Origin of the sequence: Anoxybacillus sp. (genome assembly GCF_036834105.1) — a bacterium.
Classification (GTDB): domain Bacteria; phylum Bacillota; class Bacilli; order Bacillales; family Anoxybacillaceae; genus Anoxybacillus.
In genome coordinates this window covers 1-18038 of sequence record NZ_DAITON010000032.1, presented here as the reverse complement: position 1 = coordinate 18038, position 18038 = coordinate 1, and the positions used below count along the sequence as shown (strand labels likewise).

The 18038-nt window shown below is 44.3% G+C and carries 16 protein-coding genes; 7 read left to right on the top strand and 9 right to left on the bottom strand.

Going from position 1 to position 18038, the window contains the following annotated elements:
• Positions 1-192 precede the first annotated feature (192 nt).
• Entirely contained in the window at positions 193-1785 is a 1593-nt protein-coding gene (locus V7Z64_RS05230) for a long-chain-fatty-acid--CoA ligase (RefSeq protein ID WP_297987360.1), read from the bottom strand.
• Between the two features lie 140 nt (positions 1786-1925).
• Here V7Z64_RS05230 and V7Z64_RS05225 point away from each other — a divergent pair, with 140 nt between their 5' ends.
• The 7 genes from V7Z64_RS05225 to V7Z64_RS05195 all read left to right on the top strand — a co-directional run bounded on the left by V7Z64_RS05225 (position 1926) and on the right by V7Z64_RS05195 (position 4042).
• A complete protein-coding gene (locus V7Z64_RS05225; RefSeq protein ID WP_009361956.1) occupies positions 1926-2150 on the top strand; it encodes a spore germination protein in 225 nt (74 codons plus the stop codon).
• Positions 2151-2153: 3 nt separating this feature from the next.
• The gene (locus tag V7Z64_RS05220) at positions 2154-2375 is read left to right on the top strand and encodes a spore germination protein (RefSeq protein ID WP_009361957.1); all 222 of its coding nucleotides are present in this window, start codon (positions 2154-2156) and stop codon (positions 2373-2375) included.
• 12 nt (positions 2376-2387) lie between these two features.
• A complete protein-coding gene (locus V7Z64_RS05215; RefSeq protein WP_035064814.1) occupies positions 2388-2600 on the top strand; it encodes a spore germination protein GerPB in 213 nt (70 codons plus the stop codon).
• A gap of 72 nt (positions 2601-2672) precedes the next feature.
• The gene (locus V7Z64_RS05210) at positions 2673-3257 is read left to right on the top strand and encodes a spore germination protein GerPC (RefSeq protein WP_297987369.1); all 585 of its coding nucleotides are present in this window, start codon (positions 2673-2675) and stop codon (positions 3255-3257) included.
• Entirely contained in the window at positions 3254-3451 is a 198-nt protein-coding gene (locus V7Z64_RS05205; protein WP_009361960.1) for a hypothetical protein, read from the top strand. The genes V7Z64_RS05210 and V7Z64_RS05205 overlap by 4 nt, the downstream gene beginning before the upstream one ends.
• Positions 3448-3846 (top strand): spore germination protein GerPE, encoded by a 399-nt coding sequence (locus tag V7Z64_RS05200; protein WP_297987372.1) that lies wholly within the window; start codon positions 3448-3450, stop codon positions 3844-3846. The genes V7Z64_RS05205 and V7Z64_RS05200 overlap by 4 nt, the downstream gene beginning before the upstream one ends.
• Positions 3821-4042, top strand: a complete 222-nt coding sequence (locus tag V7Z64_RS05195; RefSeq protein ID WP_075039251.1) for a spore germination protein — start codon at positions 3821-3823, stop codon at positions 4040-4042. The genes V7Z64_RS05200 and V7Z64_RS05195 overlap by 26 nt, the downstream gene beginning before the upstream one ends.
• Here V7Z64_RS05195 and V7Z64_RS05190 read toward each other — a convergent pair.
• From V7Z64_RS05190 to V7Z64_RS05155, 8 genes are all read right to left on the bottom strand, one after another.
• Entirely contained in the window at positions 4039-4317 is a 279-nt protein-coding gene (locus tag V7Z64_RS05190) for an HNH endonuclease (RefSeq protein ID WP_297987376.1), read from the bottom strand. The two genes, V7Z64_RS05195 and V7Z64_RS05190, sit on opposite strands and share 4 nt — an antisense overlap.
• A 12-nt stretch (positions 4318-4329) precedes the next feature.
• Entirely contained in the window at positions 4330-7689 is a 3360-nt protein-coding gene (locus V7Z64_RS05185) for an AAA family ATPase (protein WP_297987378.1), read from the bottom strand.
• Positions 7686-8849: an exonuclease SbcCD subunit D gene (locus tag V7Z64_RS05180; RefSeq protein WP_042534551.1), complete on the bottom strand. Its 1164-nt coding sequence runs from the start codon at positions 8847-8849 to the stop codon at positions 7686-7688. Before V7Z64_RS05180 ends, V7Z64_RS05185 begins: the two co-directional genes overlap by 4 nt.
• Position 8850: 1 nt before the next feature.
• Positions 8851-12480 carry a helicase-exonuclease AddAB subunit AddA gene (addA, locus tag V7Z64_RS05175; protein WP_042534553.1) on the bottom strand — a complete coding sequence of 1210 codons (3630 nt, stop codon included), beginning with the start codon at positions 12478-12480 and terminating at the stop codon, positions 8851-8853.
• Between the two features lie 4 nt (positions 12481-12484).
• The gene (addB, locus tag V7Z64_RS05170; protein ID WP_171334749.1) at positions 12485-15952 is read right to left on the bottom strand and encodes a helicase-exonuclease AddAB subunit AddB; all 3468 of its coding nucleotides are present in this window, start codon (positions 15950-15952) and stop codon (positions 12485-12487) included.
• A gap of 15 nt (positions 15953-15967) precedes the next feature.
• The gene (locus tag V7Z64_RS05165; protein WP_171334750.1) at positions 15968-16570 is read right to left on the bottom strand and encodes a TVP38/TMEM64 family protein; all 603 of its coding nucleotides are present in this window, start codon (positions 16568-16570) and stop codon (positions 15968-15970) included.
• Between the two features lie 65 nt (positions 16571-16635).
• Positions 16636-17154: a competence protein ComK gene (locus V7Z64_RS05160; RefSeq protein WP_042534560.1), complete on the bottom strand. Its 519-nt coding sequence runs from the start codon at positions 17152-17154 to the stop codon at positions 16636-16638.
• Between the two features lie 98 nt (positions 17155-17252).
• On the bottom strand, positions 17253-17951 hold the full coding sequence (locus V7Z64_RS05155) for a YqcI/YcgG family protein (protein ID WP_297987381.1): 699 nt from the start codon (positions 17949-17951) through the stop codon (positions 17253-17255).
• Positions 17952-18038 lie beyond the last annotated feature (87 nt).

The window sequence follows — 18038 nt, the reverse complement described above, 5'->3', positions numbered from 1 at the left end:
TTTCCTGTTCTTTCTTGGATGTATAAATAAGGTATGTTATGAAAAAATCAAGTACGACTTTTGGTGAAGAGCCAATTGTATATAGATTTTTACGAAATTTTATAAATTTATTTCAACTGTTTAATACCTCCTTTTCCATTTCAGCGTAAAAGAAAAAAAGCCGGCTGTCAATTGACAGCGGCTTTTCCCTAATTAATTGACGTATCGTCCTGTCTTGCCAAGTGATTGCCAATATTCGTTGCGTAAATGTACTTTTTGTATTTTTCCTGATGCCGTTTTTGGTAACTCTTGAACAAATGTTACACCTGTAATTGCTTTAAAATGGGCAAGCTTTTCGCGCGAAAAGGCGATAAGCTCTTGTTCCGTCACCTCTTTTCCCGGTCTGACGACAACGAACGCATGCGGTGTTTCGCCCCACTTTTCATGTGGAACTGCGATGACTGCTGCCTCTAACACAGCAGGATGCTCGTACAACACCCCTTCGACTTCAATGGATGAAATGTTTTCCCCACCGCTAATAATAATATCTTTTTTCCGATCGACGATGTCGATATTTCCGTACGCATCAATCGTCGCCATATCTCCTGTATGAAGCCAGCCGTTACGAATCGTTTCCATTGTCGCTTCTGGATTTTTCCAATATCCTGCCATTACGCCATTGCTGCGCACAATCACTTCTCCGATCGACTTTCCGTCGCGCGGCACTTCTTCCCCATGCTCATTGACGACTTTCACTTCACAGCCAATCATCGCATAACCTGCTTTCGCTTTCATGCGATATTGATCGCTAAGCGGCAAATGTTGCAAATGTGAACGGACGGTAGACACCGTACTTAATGGCGATGATTCCGTCATGCCGTACACTTGAATAAACTCCCAACCTAATTCTTTTTCAACGCGCGTGACAAATGCTGGCGGCGGAGCAGAACCTGCAATGACGACACGCACATCATGCTCAATTGTTGGCACATGTTGCTCATAATATTGCAACAGCGTATTTAACACCGTTGGCGCCATATGCATAACGGTCACTTTATATTTATTGACGTATTCGAAAATGACTTCAGGAATCGCTTTACGCAAGCAAACGTGCGTCGCTCCGTTCGCTGTATAGTAAAACGGTGCCCCCCATCCGTTTACGTGGAACATCGGCAAAATATGCAAATATACATCCCGATCCGACACGCGTAAATGGTGCATCGTACTTAACGCATGCAAATAGTTGTTGCGATGGGTCAACATGACCCCTTTTGGATTTCCCGTCGTTCCGCTCGTATATAACAAACTACATACGTCGTTTTCATCGATATCCGGACGAGCAAACGGCTCTGTCGTATATTGAGCAAGCCATGTATCGTAAGCGATTTCAGCAATGTCGTCCGTTTTGCCGTGCACGATAACATGCTCAACTGTTTGCAACTCGTTTTTGACTGGCGCAATTAAATGATATAGCTCCGCATCAACAAACAACACTTTGCTTTCGCTATGGTTTAAAATAAATACGTAATCGTCTGGCTTTAAACGAATGTTTAACGGTACCATGATCGCTCCTGTTTGAAAAACCCCATAAAACCCTTCAAGCATTTCTAACGTATTTGGGGCTAAATAAGCGACACGATCTCCTTTTTTTACTCCGATATCGCTTAACCCGTGCGACAATTGGTTCACACGTTCATACAGCTCGCGATACGTCAACGTTTTTTCTTCGCTAATGACGCCGACTTTATCCCCATAAAGCGATACGGCGCGATCTAAAAAATGCGTTAATACTAATGGCACATTCATCCCCAATCCCCCTTATTTTTTATCTAAAAATTATCATTTTTCAGAAATATTATAACATATCTTTCTTTTTGTGGAGCACATTTCTTTCGTTGTTTTCATATGATTGGATAAGGGAAAGAATGAGAGAAAGGACGATGGCCATGCCTTCCTATATTGCAGGTCCGATTAAAATTACGAACGTCAGTAGCGACGCGACCGTCAATTTTGGCGATACGTTGCAAATTGCGCCAAAAAGTTCATCTAAATCGCTCGCAGGTGCTGGCGGCGGAAATACAGGAGACTTTTTACAAACGAATACGTTCATCAGCTTTACAAATACAATCGATCCAGACATCGCGGATGGCAACGTAAAAAGCAAGGGATAGCCGATGCCTGCCATTGTTGGAGCAGTCCAAATTAACAGCATCGGAAGCGGCGGCGTGTTTCATATCGGCGATGTATTTGCCATCTCTCCATACAGCGTAGCGAAAACATTTGCTGGCGCTGGTTCATTTAATACAGGAGACGGCTTGCATATTTATAACCAATATAGCAACACGAATACGAACGACCGTGATATTGCCGATAGCAATATTACAGGAAACGCCTAGCGAGGTGGAACAATGAACTTTTATATTCAACAAACGATTTCCATTCATCAATTAAAAATCGGCTCGCTCACGAACTCATCCGTCCTTCAAATCGGAACGACCGGAAAGGTGCAACCGCTCGCCACATTAAGCAATACGGGACAATTTACCGAACCGGCTCCGGAAGCAAAAATCAATATTCAAGGGGAAGAAGGACCGTTCGTCCCACTTCAATCCCCTGTATAAAACAGTGCTACTTCTTTTGGCTCGGCCATAAACTAGAAAATAAACGGGTCGAAAAAGAAGGAGGCAGCGCGCATGTGGCACGATTACTTTAAACAGCTCGAGGCATATTTAAAATGGCAACAACAAAAAATGCAATCGCTTGAACAAGCGATACATGATTTACAACAACAATACGAACAGTTAAAAAAAAAGCCGCGCACAACGATTGAAAAAATTGAATATCATTTTGATCAACTAAAAGTGGAAACGTTAGAAGGAACGTTAAATATCGGTCTAAATCCTGCAACGTTTGGGGAAGATACGATTGAAAATTTTGCGGTTCCAAAAAGCCAAACAATTATTCCACAACCGACACCGCTTTTCCGCAACATTCAAACGGCCGTTCATTCATATTTACAAGAAGAAGGAGAACGCATCATCGCTCGCATCGAACAAACGTATGAGCGGTCACTTGATCCAACATATCGCCAATTTATATTACAAGATATTGCTCGACAAATTGATGATCGCATTCATTTTTATTTGCGACAATATGGGGAAAGCGAAACAGAAAACGAACAATTACAACAAAACATTATCGCTTATTTAAAACGAGATATTGAACATTCAATTGAAACGTTTTTAAAACATTTACCACGAGAGGAGACGAACGAATGAATATGACAGTTGTGAATCATCATTTATCGGTTGGTCATATCGCCATCGGGGGAGTGGCGAGCGCCTCGCTCGTTTTAATCGGCGATAGCGAAACGATTCAACTAGCTTCCGCATTCGACACACCGCCAGAATCGTTAATTATCGGTCCGTTTCCACAAAAACAAAACAATAAAAAAAATGAGGAAAAGCGATGAGCCGCCTTTCCGTCGTTCATTTACTAAGAGCAAACGCGGTCGTCTTTAGTTCCGTCGTGCAAGTTGGAGACAGCCAACACATTCGTCTTTCTGGGCGGGCGCTTGCCGTTCAAAGACAATTTGAATATGTCGACAGCAACGAATTTCCGCTCGCCTTTCCGATCTTTACAAAACCGATTCCGCTCTCACCTGTTGATCATGAACACGTTTGTCGCCATACGTTGCACGATTGCCCGCTCATCGCTGTTCATTCCATTCGCATCATCGGGGTTTCTTCTACATCTGTCGTGCATATCGGTTCCACGAAAAATGTAGAAGCGGAATCACGAGTGAAACATATTCGTCAGCTGACAGAAAGGAGAGAACAACATGCCCGCTCTCGTCGGTCCGATTAAAATTAACCTCGTCGCTAGCGGCGCCGTCATGCAAGTAGGGGATACGTTATATGTCTCACCGAAAATATCATCGAAAACATTCGCTGGCGCAGGCGCGTTTAATACAGGCAATTTTATTATCGCCAACAACGGCATTAGCTTAACAAATACGCTCGATTCCGACGTACTCGATCAAAACGTTGCCGGCAATGCTTAACGCTTTTGCCGCTTCGCCTTTTTTATTTTCGGCAACCGATCAGCTGGTTGTTTTCGAATCCACCGAATAAATGACGCGATGCGTTCATCATGTTGTAACCGCTCGATCGTATATAGCCGACTCGCTAATTCCTCGTTCGTATATAACGCGTGAATTTGCTTATGGCAAGGGACACATAGTTTTGCCGTTTCTGTTCCGCCATACTCTTTTGGCGTTAAATGATGAGCGGTTAACACAACATCTTCTCTCTCGCAAAGTTCACATATTCCTTTCATCGCCCGTCTCCTTTACATCACTTCAAGTTGGACTGTCGTTCCTTTTCCAGACGGTTCTGCTGGTTTTACAATGAGCCGTTTCGGCATGCGCGCATGCAACTCTTGAACGTGGCTAATGACCCCGATCGCCATATGTTCTCCTCGCAATCGTTCTAATGCGGTCATGACGACATCTAACAACTCTTGGTCAAGCGTGCCGAATCCTTCATCTAAAAAGAAAAATTGCAACGGATATTCCCCACGTAGCTGAATTTGTGCCGATAGCGCTAACGCTAACGATAAGGATGTTAAAAACGTTTCGCCTCCCGATAACGTCGTCACCGGACGACGTACACCGCCGTTTGCATCGTCACGAATGACAAAACCTCCTTCGGAATCTAGCTCAATCGCATAACGCTGTCTCGTCAATTCTCCAAGCCGTTCCGATGCATAGCGCGTCACATGAACGAGCTGTTCTTCCGCAATAAATTCAACGAAGCTGTTTCCGCGCAACACTTTTTGTAACTCCTCGTACTGACCGACGAGCTTTTCTAGTTGCATTCTTTCTTGTTGCAATTGTTCAAAGCGCGCATGTTTCGCTTCTAAATCAGCGACGATCGCTTCAAGTGAACCGAGTTGCCGCATATGTTCGTCCACTTGTTGCTTCATTTGTTCGTACGTGCGCATCGTTTCTTCCCATTGTTGTTTCGTCATGACGACGCCATGCATCGCCTCATTTAACCGCTGCCATTCATTTTGTAGCTTCATGAGTATATCTTTATATTGTTGAATGTCATGAGCAATTTGTTGTTTCGTTTGTTCATCTAAGCGGGACGCAAGCACATCATCCACCGTTTTGAAAACAGTTTTTTGGAATTGTTCTGCCAACATTCGTTCCACTTCTTGTTTTCGCTTCTCTCCTTCTTGTAAAGCGACATCTGCCGCTTGTTTGTCCGCTTGCAACGTATGCAGTTGTTGTTGTAATGACATCCATCGGGCATACGCCTCTTCTTCTTCCCGCTTGACACGTTGTAACGTTTCCTCTATACGAATGAGCTGTTGTTTTACAGACTCCTCATCCATTCCTTCTGGCAGCGTTTGTTTATATTGTTCATATTGTTGCTGTTGCATATTCCATTCAGTTGTCCATTCTGCTTTTTGTTTTATGACCTCTTGATACGTTTCTTTCCATCGCTCTAATTCAGCTCGTTTATCATCTAGTACGGTCACGCTTTTTTCAATGCGCTGTTGCAACTGCTGGGCTTCCTGTTCGCGCTTGCGAAGGTTGCGAACGATGTCATCGACTTGTTCAAACGATACATCTGGATACGTCTCATGCCACACCTTTTTTTCTTGTTCGATGCGCGTGCGTCGCTCTGCACATTTTTTCTCTAGTTCAGCCATTTGTTGACGAACGGTTTCCATTTGATATGCATACTGTTGCTCTTTTTGTTTTTGTTCGTTCCATTTCTCGATATAGCGATACATCCGATCGCGGCATGCGATATAATCTTGTTGCAACGCCTTCCCTTCGATTTCGATTTCTTTTAAAGAAGAAAGCGGTGCTTCGTCCACTTCTCGTTTCACTTTTTCCGCATCGACACGTTGTGGCAAAGGGTGGCGTACCATCATTTCAGACAACTGTTCGACTTGCATTTTTATTTGCTGTATTGCCGCAACGAGCTGTTCTCCGATTTGAATAGAACGGTCGATCCGTTCAAGCGATTGTTCATCGAGCGCCACTTGTTGTCTTTTTGCTCGATTTGGATGATGCGTCGAACCACAAACCGGACAAGCTTCCCCATCGCGCAAGCGTTCAGCTAACGTCGCCGCTAAATCATGTAGACGTGCCGCCTCCATTTGCTTTTTTTCTTCTTTCCATTGATAGACGAGCACCATCGCTTGCTTTTCCCGCTCACAGACGCGATGATACAACCATTCCACATGGCGAAACTCTTCCGCTAGACGCGCCTCCAGCTGTTGCATTTGTTTCATTTCTCGTTCATACGTTTGTTTCATCGCTTCATATGTTTTCAGTTTTTCTTCTTTTTCCTTTTCGATTTCTTCAAGCGCTTGCCGCTGCAATTGAATGTGCTTCTTTTTTTCATCCGCTTGTTCCAAACGCTCTTTTACATGCACGTCAACTTTTTTCTCTTCCCATTGTTTTTTTAATTCCGCTTGTTTTGCACTCCATGTCGTATATTCTTGCGTGCACATGTCAACGCGAAGGCGCGCTTCTTGTTCTTTTTCCTCTATCTCTTGCAAACTCGCGCGTAGCTTTGCTTGTTGTTGTTCAAGCGACCGCATAAGCGCCAACGTTTGTAGCGCTTGTTTCAGCTGCTCTTGTTTTTGCAACGATTTCGGTTCTTCTTCGTTCTTTTTCGCACGACATTGTTCATATTGTTTACTTGCTTGTTCATACATCGTGCGCACTTGCTGTAATTGGGCATCTCGTTCCTTTGCTTTTTGTTGCCAATGCGCAACTTCTTTTTCGCTTCGTTCCACTTGTTCAATATACGGAGCAAGACGTTCAGCTTCTTTGCTTCGTTCATACGTCTGCTCAAGCTGTTTCATCCGTTCTTCTTGCTTTCTCCACTCATCAAGCTGTTGTTCTACTTTTTCTTTTTCGCATTGCCATTGCCATAATTGTTTTTCTTTTTCGTATCGTTCGTGAATGTCGCGCAACTCGTTTTTCGCTCTCTCTAGCGCCTCTTTTCTTTCTGTCAACGCTTGCTTTTGCTTTTCGACTTGTTCTTTCGAAGCGTCGCCAAGCCCAGCTTGCTCCCCTTTGATCGCCTCTAACTTTGCGGACGCGTCTGCCAATTTATTTTTTAGTTTTTTATTTAATTCGTCGCCATATCGTTCAAGATGAAACAAGCGCTGAAGCATTTGACGGCGCTCCGATCCTTTTAACGACAAAAATTCAGCAAACTTTCCTTGCGGCAAAACGACAGCTCTTGTAAAATCTTTCATTTCTAAACCGAGCAACTGTTTTACTTGTTCATCAACAAGACGCGTCTTATCTGCGATGACGACGCGCTCGTTTCCTTCTTCGATGAAGCGGCTGACGACAGAACGAATGCGCAGCGCATCCGCGCGCTTAAACGAGCGCTCAACCGTATATCGCTTTACTCCTTCCGCATGTTGTAATTCAAATGTAAACGAAACGAATAGTTCATTTTCCGCATGGTTCATAATTCCGTTCGTCTGATTTGCCGCGCGTTCGACATTTCCGTATAACGCGAGCGTCATCGCATCTAAAATCGACGACTTTCCGCTTCCTGTCGGACCGAAAATGCCAAACAATCCCCCTTCGCATAGCCGTTCGAAATCAATCGTTTCCTTCTGGCGAAAACTATGCAACCCTGCAATCGTTAAACGAATCGGTTTCATCGTTCATCCTCCTCAGCAACGAGCTGCAAAAATAGTTGAACGAGCTCTTCAGACGGCTTTCCCCCGCCTGTTTGCCGTTCATAAAAACGCGTAAACAACGTTTCAATCGGAACATCGGTGCGCACTTCACGCACAACATCGTCCTTTTTTAAGTAATTCGGGCGAATATGAACAAATCCGTCATACAATTTACGCAACCGATGTGTTTCTTCTAACGTTAACGATTGCTCGACATCAATTTCTAAATCAATCCACGCCCCGCGATCGCGCCCTTCCTCAATCCAACGATACACTTGCGCTAACCCTTCTGTCGCTTTCCATTTGACAAGCGGACGCCCTTTGGAAAGCCAACATTCTGAAATGGCAGGAGCAGAGCGCGGCTGCACGTCAACGATCGTCACCGACTTGCTGTATCCTGCTTCGGAAAAACTGTAGGCGAGCGGTGAGCCGGAATAGCGCGCCGGCATCACCGCATGTTTCACATCTTGAGGACGGTGCAAATGACCGAGTGCGACATATTGCGCACGCTGAGGGAAGCTTGCTGGCGACACCGTATATGCTCCGCCGAGCTCAATCGGGCGCTCGGAATCGCACGTTGCCCCTCCAGCGACATATAAATGACTCATTGCAATATTGACGGCATCTTCTTGAAATGATGCATTCATTTTTGCAAAAATGGCGCGAATGCGTTCATCATATCGTGCGCGCAACAACGTTTCATCGCATTCGTCGGAAAGCAATTCGTTCAAGCGCGACTCTGACGGATACGGAAGCGCCGCAACGATTAATATTTCATCAGCTGATGGAACATACAAGCGCTGCACAACATCCGTTGGAAATCCTAACAACGTAATCGCATGTTTTGCGGCAATCGGAGCGGCCGCACTTAAACGACCCGGGTGATCGTGGTTTCCCGCAATGACAACAACGTGACGTTTTCCGTGATCGCTCAAACGTGAAAGCGATTCATAAAAAAGCTTTTCCGCATCAGCAGGCGGATTGACTGTATCAAACGCATCGCCAGCAAGCAATACGACATCGATGTTTTCCTTCTGTACGATTTCTACTATTTCATCGATCACCGCTTCTTGCTCGCTCAAGCGGCTTCGCCCTTCAAGCGTTTTCCCTAAATGCCAATCAGCCGTATGCAAAATACGCAAATTAATCCCCTCCCATCGCTACAAGTAGCGCACCGTCAAAAGCGTACACGTAAGTTTCGGTTACTTTCTTTTTCCAAATCGCTTCGATCGCCTCACGATATAACGCTAATTGCCCTTCATATCGTCGCTTTAGTTGTTCCTGTGGGTCATTCATCCACGATACGCGATCTGTTTTATAGTCAATTAAAACGAGCCCGTATTCATCTTCAAATACGCAGTCAATGACTCCTTGAACGATCACCGTTTCCCCCTCCATCTCGTGCGCCAAATAAAACGGCACTTCCCGTTCAAGTCGCTTCGCACGTTGCATTCGCTTGCCGATCGGAGTGTGGAAAAAGGCAACGATGCTTTCTATATCAACCGCTTTCGCCTGCTCTTCGGTGAGCCATTCTCCGTTTATCATGCGCGCGATTTGCTCCTGCACCTCATGAGCAGTCACTTCTTTTGTTACGTCAATATGTTGCATCACAAGATGCATAATCGTTCCTCGTTCGGCTGGCGTCATCGTTTTCGCTTGCAAAAAGCGCGGCCGTTCAACGATCTCTTTTCGAAACGGCTGTTCGGCATGTCCACCGTATATGTCGCGTTGTCGTTTTAATTCCGATACACTTTGTTTCGCCCTTAACGTCGTTGCGCTCGCATACGTATACGTCCAAGAAAGGCGGCGCTTGACTTCTTCTTCATATTCGCTTTTAATCGCCACAGGTTGCAGTTGTTGAATCGCTTCAACGATGTCACGATGCTCATTTGCTTGCTCATCTTCTTGCTCAAGCGCATGCGCCGACACAACGTGCATCTCCCATAGCGATGCATCGTGAAGCACCGTTTTCGACGGACAAACGCTTTGTGGATGACGGATGAGGGCATAACCGAGCCAATCCGCATAGCTTTTTGCCTTTTCAATGACATACGCAGGAAGTTCCCACGTGGATGTATAAGTGACTTCTTGCCATTTTTTCTTTTCCGCTTCGATATCCTTTACCGTCGATACGATATATAACTTTTCTTTTGCACGCGTCAGCGCGACGTATAAAATGCGCATTTCTTCCGCAAGCATGTGCAGTTTCATTTTTTTCTTGATCGCTAGCTGCGCGATCGTCGGATAGCTTGCCCGCCACGTCGGATGAACATAGCGCATCCCTAACCCGAAATCTTTATCTAATATGTAGTCGCCGCGCAAATCTTTCGTGTTAAATCGTTTTGCAGCACCTGCTAAAAAGACGATCGGGAACTCAAGCCCTTTACTTTTATGAATCGTCATCATGCGCACAACATCTTCTTGTTCTGTGAGCGAACGCGCCGCTCCAAAATCGTCCTCGCGCTCTTTTAGCCGTTCAATAAAACGTAAAAAGCGAAAAATGCCACGAAACGACGTTTTTTCATATTGTTTTGCGCGATCATACAACGCGCGTAAATTCGCTTGCCGCTGTTTTCCTCCCGGCATTCCGCCGACGTAGTCGTAAAAGTTTGTATCACGATACAATTGCCAAATGAAGTCAGCAAGCGGCTTTTGTCTTGCGGCTGTACGCCACTCCGATAAATACGAAAGCCAACGTTTCACTTTTTCATAAAGCTCATCATCTTGTGATTGCTCGACAAAAGCAAGCAACGCCTCATAAAATGCCCCGTCTTTTTTCGCCAAACGAATGCGCGCCAACTCATTTTCGTCCAATCCAACAATCGGTGAGCGAAGCACCGCTGCAAGCGGAATGTCTTGATACGGATTGTCAATCACTTTCAAAAGCGATAACATAATTGACACTTCGGTCGCTGAAAAGTAACCTGTCGACAACTCGGCATATACCGGAACGTTTTGCTTCCGAAATTCTTCTAACATCGCTGAAGCAGACGACATCGAGCGACATAAAATGACGATGTCGCGATACATGAGACGCCGTTCTCCTTTTAAGCGACGGTCGTAAACGAAAAACGGCTCGGCAAGCAGTTGTTTGATTTTTTTCGCGATCCATCTCGCTTCAAGCTGAACGGCTGTCACATCTTCTTGTTCTTCTTCGTCGCTTTCTTCTTTTGCTTCATTAATCCACACACATTCGACTGGCACTTGTTTTTCCGGATAATCGCGCGCGCCAAAGCGAAGAGCCGCGTCATCGTCATAACGCATGTCCCCGACCGTTTCCGTCATGAGTTGTCGGAAAATAAAGTTCGTTCCATCTAATATTTCTTTTCGGCTGCGAAAGTTTTTCGCTAAATCAATGCGCAATCCGCCCTCGCCGTCTTTCGTAAACCGATCATATTTTTGTAAAAAAAGCGACGGTTCCGCAAGACGAAAGCCGTAAATCGATTGCTTCACATCGCCGACCATAAACAAATTGCCTGTCGCTTCATCGTCGTTACATACGAGCCGTAAAATAGACTCTTGCACCATATTTGTATCTTGGTATTCGTCGACGAGCACTTCGGCAAATTGCGCTCGATAATAAAGAGCCGCTTCCGACGGCTTGAACTCATGTTCCGCAGAACGATCGCGTAAAATGTGTAAACAATAATGTTCTAAGTCTGAAAAATCAACGATCCCTTTTTCGTCTTTTTTCGCTTGCAATAGATCGGCAAACCGTTGCACCATTTGTATGATCGTAGCAACCATCGGCTTCATCTCGCGCAAATGGCGCACGTATGTCGCGGGTTGAAACGAAAACAGTTCTTCTGTTACACTGTTTATTTCTTTTTTCACTTGCTCGCGCAGTTTTTTTACCTCATCAATCAATTGTTCATCATATGTCCCGTCTTTCGGCTTTCTTTTTGCCGTCGCAAACGATACGTTTTTCATCGTTTCATGTAGCTTTTGCCACGATTCAGCACGCGCCTCTTTGAGCTTGGCAATAACTTGTTGATCGCTAACGAGCGTTGCATGCAAATAATCCGGTCCACCTGGCTCTTTCGTTTTTTGCAACGCTTGCGCCAATCGTTGTTCCGCTGTCTCTAGCGCCAAATCAACCGCTTGAAAAAGGTAATGTGCATACGGTAAATCGTCGACGCGTGCACCTTCTTCGACATCGTACATATGAACGATTTGTTGTAACCATTCGTTCGGGTTTGGATGCGAACGAGAAAATTCATATAGCCGTAAAATAAGCGTTTGCAAATCCGCATCTGTCCGATCGCTCGTATATTTGTCAACAACAGCTAAAAACGCTTCATCGTTTTCCGCATAATATTGTTCAAATAACGTTTCTAACACTTCTTCTTTTAATAGCGCCATCTCCCCTTCATCCGCGATGCGAAACACCGGATCAATGCCGATCATGTAATAATATTTGCGAATGACATCTAAACAAAACGAGTGAATCGTGGAAATAGACGCTTTTTGCAAAAGACTGAGTTGCCTGCGCAAATGAAGCGAGTGCGGTTCGTTTTCGAGCGCTCTCTCTAACGCTTCTCCGATACGCTGGCGCATTTCTGCTGCTGCCGCATTCGTAAACGTCACAACAAGCAACCGATCGACATCGATCGGCCGCTCTTTATGCAATATTTTTTGAATAATGCGCTCGACAAGCACCGCTGTTTTTCCTGAACCTGCGGCGGCGGCAACGAGCGTATGTTGACCTGTGGCATAAATCGCTTTCCATTGTTCATCCGTCCATTGACTTTCTCGTGGTTTTCGCGGAATCACACGATCACCCCTTTAACCATTCGTCTATATTATTTTTCGGTTTGAACACGCGATATTGTTCCGCATCGACCCCTTCGTCAAATTGGCACACATCGCGAAACTCACAATATTGACAAGCTGTTTTATTTTTCTGTTTGTACGGTGCAATATGCGTCACGCCGTCGATCATTTGTTCACCTACATCGACGATTAGACGGCGCACATGTTGCCTTAACATCGTAAATTGTTGCTCTGTTAACACTTTTGAATGTTGCGCAAACGTTCCATTTTTATTGAAACGAACAGGAATAACGAGAGAACTCGTTCCCGGCTCTACTTGTTCATCCATCAGCCGCACCGTTTGTTCGTCGGCTAATACGTAGCCACCCATTTTAAACTGTTCTAAAAACTTTTTCTCTAGCTCGTGTTCTTCAAGCCATTCATTCAGTTTCATCGTCGGGTTATGAATCGGAAAGTACAACACCCCTGCTGGAAACGCCGATGTGCCAACGAGCTTTTCCGCATACTCAAGCACGACATCTAAATACGCTAACATTTGTAACGCTAAACCGTAATATACTTCCGTTAAATCAAGCGTCTTTTGTTTCGATTTATAGTCAATAATGCGAAGAAGTACACCTTGTTCGCTCGTTGCTTGGTCGACGCGGTCGATGCGCCCGACAAACTGCAACATCGTCCCGTCCGATAATGTAAACGAAAGCGGCGGGAGCAACTCCCCTTCACCAAACCCTAATTCAACGCCAATCGGTACAAATCCGCTTCTTTTCGCATGTTCGCTTAATACGGTCGTCGCTTTCGTCATAATCGTCTGTAACTTTTTCTTCATATATCGATAACGGTGCGTGCTTAACAACACTTCTTGTTGAATGTATGGAGCAATTTGCTCGACCGCTTCATATGACAACTGTTCGCATTGTTGTTTTGATAATTCACTCCACGGTAGCCGTTCTTCCCGCAAGCGATTTGCGATCACTTTTAACGCTTCATGAAACAGCTGACCCATATCTGGCGCCTTAAATTGAAAGACCGTCCGTTCTTTTAACTTTAAACCGTGCGCGGCAAAATGAGCGAACGGACAACGGTTAAACGTCTCCATACGCGAAATGCTCGCTTTCACTTTTTTTCCATATAGCTCTTTCGCCAACTGCTTACGTAACTGTTTTGCGCGGTTTTCATAAAATAACGCCCGCACAACGACCGCGATTCGTTCTTTCCATTGCTCATGTTGCACGTAGGTGTTGTATACATCCCACCACATCGGAGCGATAGTGTATTGTCGCTTCCACGCTTCAAGTTGCTGCACTAACGGGCCGAGCGTGGCGATATCGTTTGTCATATATGACAATTGTTCGTGAGGCGGAAGGAAAAACGGATCGGCTCCCCATTGCATTTTTTTCACATGCGGGAACATATCCGTTAACCGTTTGATAAACATCGATGGCAACAACGTTTTTTCTTGCTCATCAGCTAGCGCATACGTAACATATAAACGTTCAGACGGGCTAACGAGCGCTAAATAAAGTAAAAACGGCTCATCAAGCAATCGATCGCGGCTCGCTGGGGCAACGCGTACGGAATAATGATGCAACAATTCGCGATCCACTTCCGACAACATCCCATCATCGTTTTTGCGCATCGGAATAATGCCTTCGTTCACCCCGACAAGAAACGTACAGCGAATGTTGGAAAGGCGGGAACGATCAAAATGAGCAATTAACACTTGGTCGGTTGCCGGTGGCACGAGAGAAAACTGCAAACTTTCTAATCCCGTTTCAATAATGGTAAAAAACGTTTCGAGTGAAAGAGATTCATCGCCTAATATTTCCACATATTCATCAAGCAAATGAATAAACGCTTGCCATACTTGCTCATGGTGACGCATAGCGGACAAGTCGCCTCTCTCTTCCGCTTCATCGCGCCATCGTTGCAGCTTTTGTGGAATGTGAAGTTGTTCTGCGTATGCATATAGCGCTTCGCATTGTTCACGTCCTGTCTTTGCTTGTTTTAACCGCTTTTGTAAAAACAACAACGGAGAAATAACAAGCTTGCGCCATTCATTTAATTGTTGCTCATATCGTTTTTCTTCATCTGTTTGTGGCGCATGGATCCCTTCGAGCCCTTTATACTTGCGATACGTCCAATGTTCTGTCCATTTGTCTCCTTGTACGCCCGAAGCGAGCACATAGTTTTCCAGTTGATCGATCGCCATGCGCATCTCATGTATCGGCTCATCAAACGAAAAAAACAAGTCGGTTTTCACAGCACGAAATACCGCTTCGTAACGAAAGTTCGTCCGTACTGCTTCGATGCTTGCGCGCAAACATTCAATGAACGGATGATCAAGCATCGGTTCTTTTTCATCAATAAAATACGGAATGCGATAATCTGCAAATACCGTTTTTAACACGTCGCGATAGTCTGAAACGTTGCGAATGAGCAAAGCGATGTCACGATAGCGATATCCTTCATCGCGCACAAGCCGAATGATTTCACGAGCAATGCCTTCCATTTCTGCTCGGCGAGTGGTCGCTTCTCCAATGACAATCGCTTCCGTTTGTTTTGGCCATACACGTACAGGACGATCATCGTAATGTGCTTCAAGATGGCGAAGCTCTTCATGTTTGTGGCGGACGTTTTCATGAAGTTGTTCTACTTTTTCAATCGCCACTCCATTTTGTAGCGCCATTTCGCGCAGTTGGGCATACGTTCGCCACGTGCTACGAAATACGTGCAAATCGTTTGGTAGTTGTTCATACGGAGCGTCTAACGTAAGCGCAACCGTCACATGTGGGCAATGAATAAACAACTGTTCAATCACCATATATTCTTGCGGGGTAAATTCATAAAAGCCGTCCATGTAAATGCGCGCACGTTTCATATAGGAAGAATGGCGAATTTTTTCCGCAAGCAGGCGCAAATAATCTTCTGAATCGACATAATGATGTGCCATCTGTTGTTCAAATTGCTCAAAAATCATCGCTGTATCTTTTAATTTATCAGCAAGTACCATTTCGTTTGCGGTCGCATGACGGCGCAGCTCTTCTTCCGTTTGTTTTAATGCTGCTGGCGTCACACAATATCGTTTATATTCCGTCAACATTTGTTCAAGTTGTTCAATAAAGCCGCGTTTGTCGGCTGCTTTTCGAAACAGCTTTAACTGTTCTTTTTGTTGTTCAACAATTTTCCTTAGCAACATATGTACGCCTGTTTGCGTTAAATGATGGCGGCTCATGCCGCCTGTCTCTTGCAAGACGCGCCAAGCGAGGCGCGTGAAACTAAACACTTGTGCGCGAATCATTCCTTTGACGTTTGCGTTCATAAGAGCATATTCCGATTGAAACGTCATTTGTTCAGGAACGAGATAAATAATCGGATCGCCATCGGGTTCATGCGCAAGTTGTTCGATCATTTCTGTTAAACACATCGTCGTTTTTCCGCTTCCCGACCGCCCGATGATAAAACGTACAGACATATTGTTCATCCTTTCTTATTTTCCATCGTGCAATGCGAAACGTTGCTCGACTTTTTTTCCGACGTACCAAAGAAGAAAAATAGCGGCTGCGACAAATACGGTGCGCATCGGTTGACGAATTAAAGCGACAACGTCATAGCCGATAAAACTAATCGTAAACACCATCACCATTTTTCCGAGCAACACGGCAAGCATATATTGCTGCATCGCAATACCTGATAATCCTGCCACGACATTCACTGCCGCGGATGGTGTAAATGGGAAACAAAGCAGTAAAAAGAGCGGCCCAAAGCCGCGACGCTCAATCCAATGCATCATGCGGCGAATGGTCGGATGGCGATGTAAAAAAGAGAAAAATCGTTGTCTCCCGATTTTTCGAACGAGAAAAAAGACGAGCAGTGAGCCTGCGCTCGTTCCAATCCATGAGATGAAAAACCCTTTCCAAAGACCGAATGCCGCCGCGTTTGCCATGACAAAAACGAAAAGCGGCAAAAACGGTAAAAACGCCTCTGCCATCGGCAAGACGATGCCCGGAATAACGCCAAATGAACGATATTCCGCTAACATGTCAAGCATATGTTTGATCGTAAACCATTGTTTTAATTCCTCTAAACTCATACAGTAACCCCTTTGCTACGTGCTCATGTTTATATTGTACAAGTTTAGAGGAAAAGAGAAAACTACTACGACAATTCCCTTTCCCGCAAATATAACAAATACATCATTTTTCGTTCGCGCGCTTCGATTCGTTCGCTCATCTTTGTCCGCAACTGAGCTGTGCGATGCAATTGGTTCACAAATGAATGATGGGAAATACATAGCTCGACGCTCGTCCCGTTTGAAAAAGTAATGCGTGTTTTTCCACCTTGAACATGCTCATGATGACGAATATGTAAATGCGATAGCCATATACATTGAGGATTCGTTGGGGAGATCGTTGGAAAAAAGAAAATTTCGTTCGTTGGTTCGACTGCAATGGGTGCTTTATGCGAAGTGCCAATAATATGTTTTGATCCATCTTTCCTTCCTCTTAAACTAGCGCCATAGTACAAACAACTTTGTTCAATAATGTCCATCGGACTTTGTTTCACAACAATTTCTCCATCTTCCTCTAACGCTTTCGTCCACAAATGTTTGTCATAAAAAAACGGAAAAAGACCCATCGTATAGCGTGTTAAATGTAGATGCTCGACGATGAGCATATCGCTCCCTCCCTTATCTTTTATTCCCCCACGATGCTAGTTTAATCTAGATCGTGGGCACTACATATTTAATTAATTGGAAGTTTACATTCCTTGCATCACTTTTCTTCCCACCATCTTACAGGTACATCATCAATATTTATAGGTTTTACATACTTATAGACTTCTAACGGCTGCCTTACTAAGTCAATATTATATTCAGATCCGTTCTCTCTGAATTTGCTTCTAATCTTTTCTTTTATTAACTCACGCTTAGGATTCCCAGCATGAATACCATTATGATCAAAAGAAAACTCTGGTTGTAAAAGCACGAACGTAGAAAATGGGTTGTGTGAATACCTAGGATGTTTCTTAGGATAACATGGAGCAAATGTAGTAACGAAAAAAGTTTGACCACCAAAAGAAAATCGCCAATCCGATCTGAGAATATTTTGATTCATGCAATGAATCTTTGCTGGATCTTTATCACTTAGATATGTCAAAACTCGTCTTAACGTTTTAGATAAATTATCTAATCGATCTCCATACTCTTTACCATAAACTTCAATAACAAATCCATCGAGCCCTTCACAAGGAGCAACTCTATTGAAACGCTTTAATAGTTTCAAATTGTTCTCAAGGTTTTCTTCTAGCGATAAGTCCTCAACAAAGTTATAGCTTCCCCAAATCTTTGCTCTCGATGAAAAAATGCAATTTGTTTTTTCAGCTACCTTTTTAAACCTTTGAATACTTGATGATGTAGTAGGATCTTGGGAATGACCAAATCTCCCTTTATCCCTAGATAGATTTTTTAGCAAGACCCTTTCAATTTCTTCAAATAAGTTACCTTCTGTAGATGAGTAAAATCACTAACATAAATTGACAACCAAACAAAAAAGGAGACA

Coding starts and splice junctions, on each gene's coding strand:
- V7Z64_RS05210 (WP_297987369.1), top strand. CDS start 2,673: ATGTGGCACGATTACTTTAAACAGCTCGAGGCATATTTAAAATGGCAA.
- V7Z64_RS05220 (WP_009361957.1), top strand. CDS start 2,154: ATGCCTGCCATTGTTGGAGCAGTCCAAATTAACAGCATCGGAAGCGGC.
- V7Z64_RS05205 (WP_009361960.1), top strand. CDS start 3,254: ATGAATATGACAGTTGTGAATCATCATTTATCGGTTGGTCATATCGCC.
- addB (WP_171334749.1), bottom strand. CDS start 15,952: ATGTCTGTACGTTTTATCATCGGGCGGTCGGGAAGCGGAAAAACGACG.
- V7Z64_RS05215 (WP_035064814.1), top strand. CDS start 2,388: ATGAACTTTTATATTCAACAAACGATTTCCATTCATCAATTAAAAATC.
- V7Z64_RS05195 (WP_075039251.1), top strand. CDS start 3,821: ATGCCCGCTCTCGTCGGTCCGATTAAAATTAACCTCGTCGCTAGCGGC.
- V7Z64_RS05225 (WP_009361956.1), top strand. CDS start 1,926: ATGCCTTCCTATATTGCAGGTCCGATTAAAATTACGAACGTCAGTAGC.
- V7Z64_RS05230 (WP_297987360.1), bottom strand. CDS start 1,785: ATGAATGTGCCATTAGTATTAACGCATTTTTTAGATCGCGCCGTATCG.
- V7Z64_RS05165 (WP_171334750.1), bottom strand. CDS start 16,570: ATGAGTTTAGAGGAATTAAAACAATGGTTTACGATCAAACATATGCTT.
- V7Z64_RS05185 (WP_297987378.1), bottom strand. CDS start 7,689: ATGAAACCGATTCGTTTAACGATTGCAGGGTTGCATAGTTTTCGCCAG.
- V7Z64_RS05160 (WP_042534560.1), bottom strand. CDS start 17,154: ATGCTCATCGTCGAGCATCTACATTTAACACGCTATACGATGGGTCTT.
- V7Z64_RS05190 (WP_297987376.1), bottom strand. CDS start 4,317: ATGAAAGGAATATGTGAACTTTGCGAGAGAGAAGATGTTGTGTTAACC.
- V7Z64_RS05200 (WP_297987372.1), top strand. CDS start 3,448: ATGAGCCGCCTTTCCGTCGTTCATTTACTAAGAGCAAACGCGGTCGTC.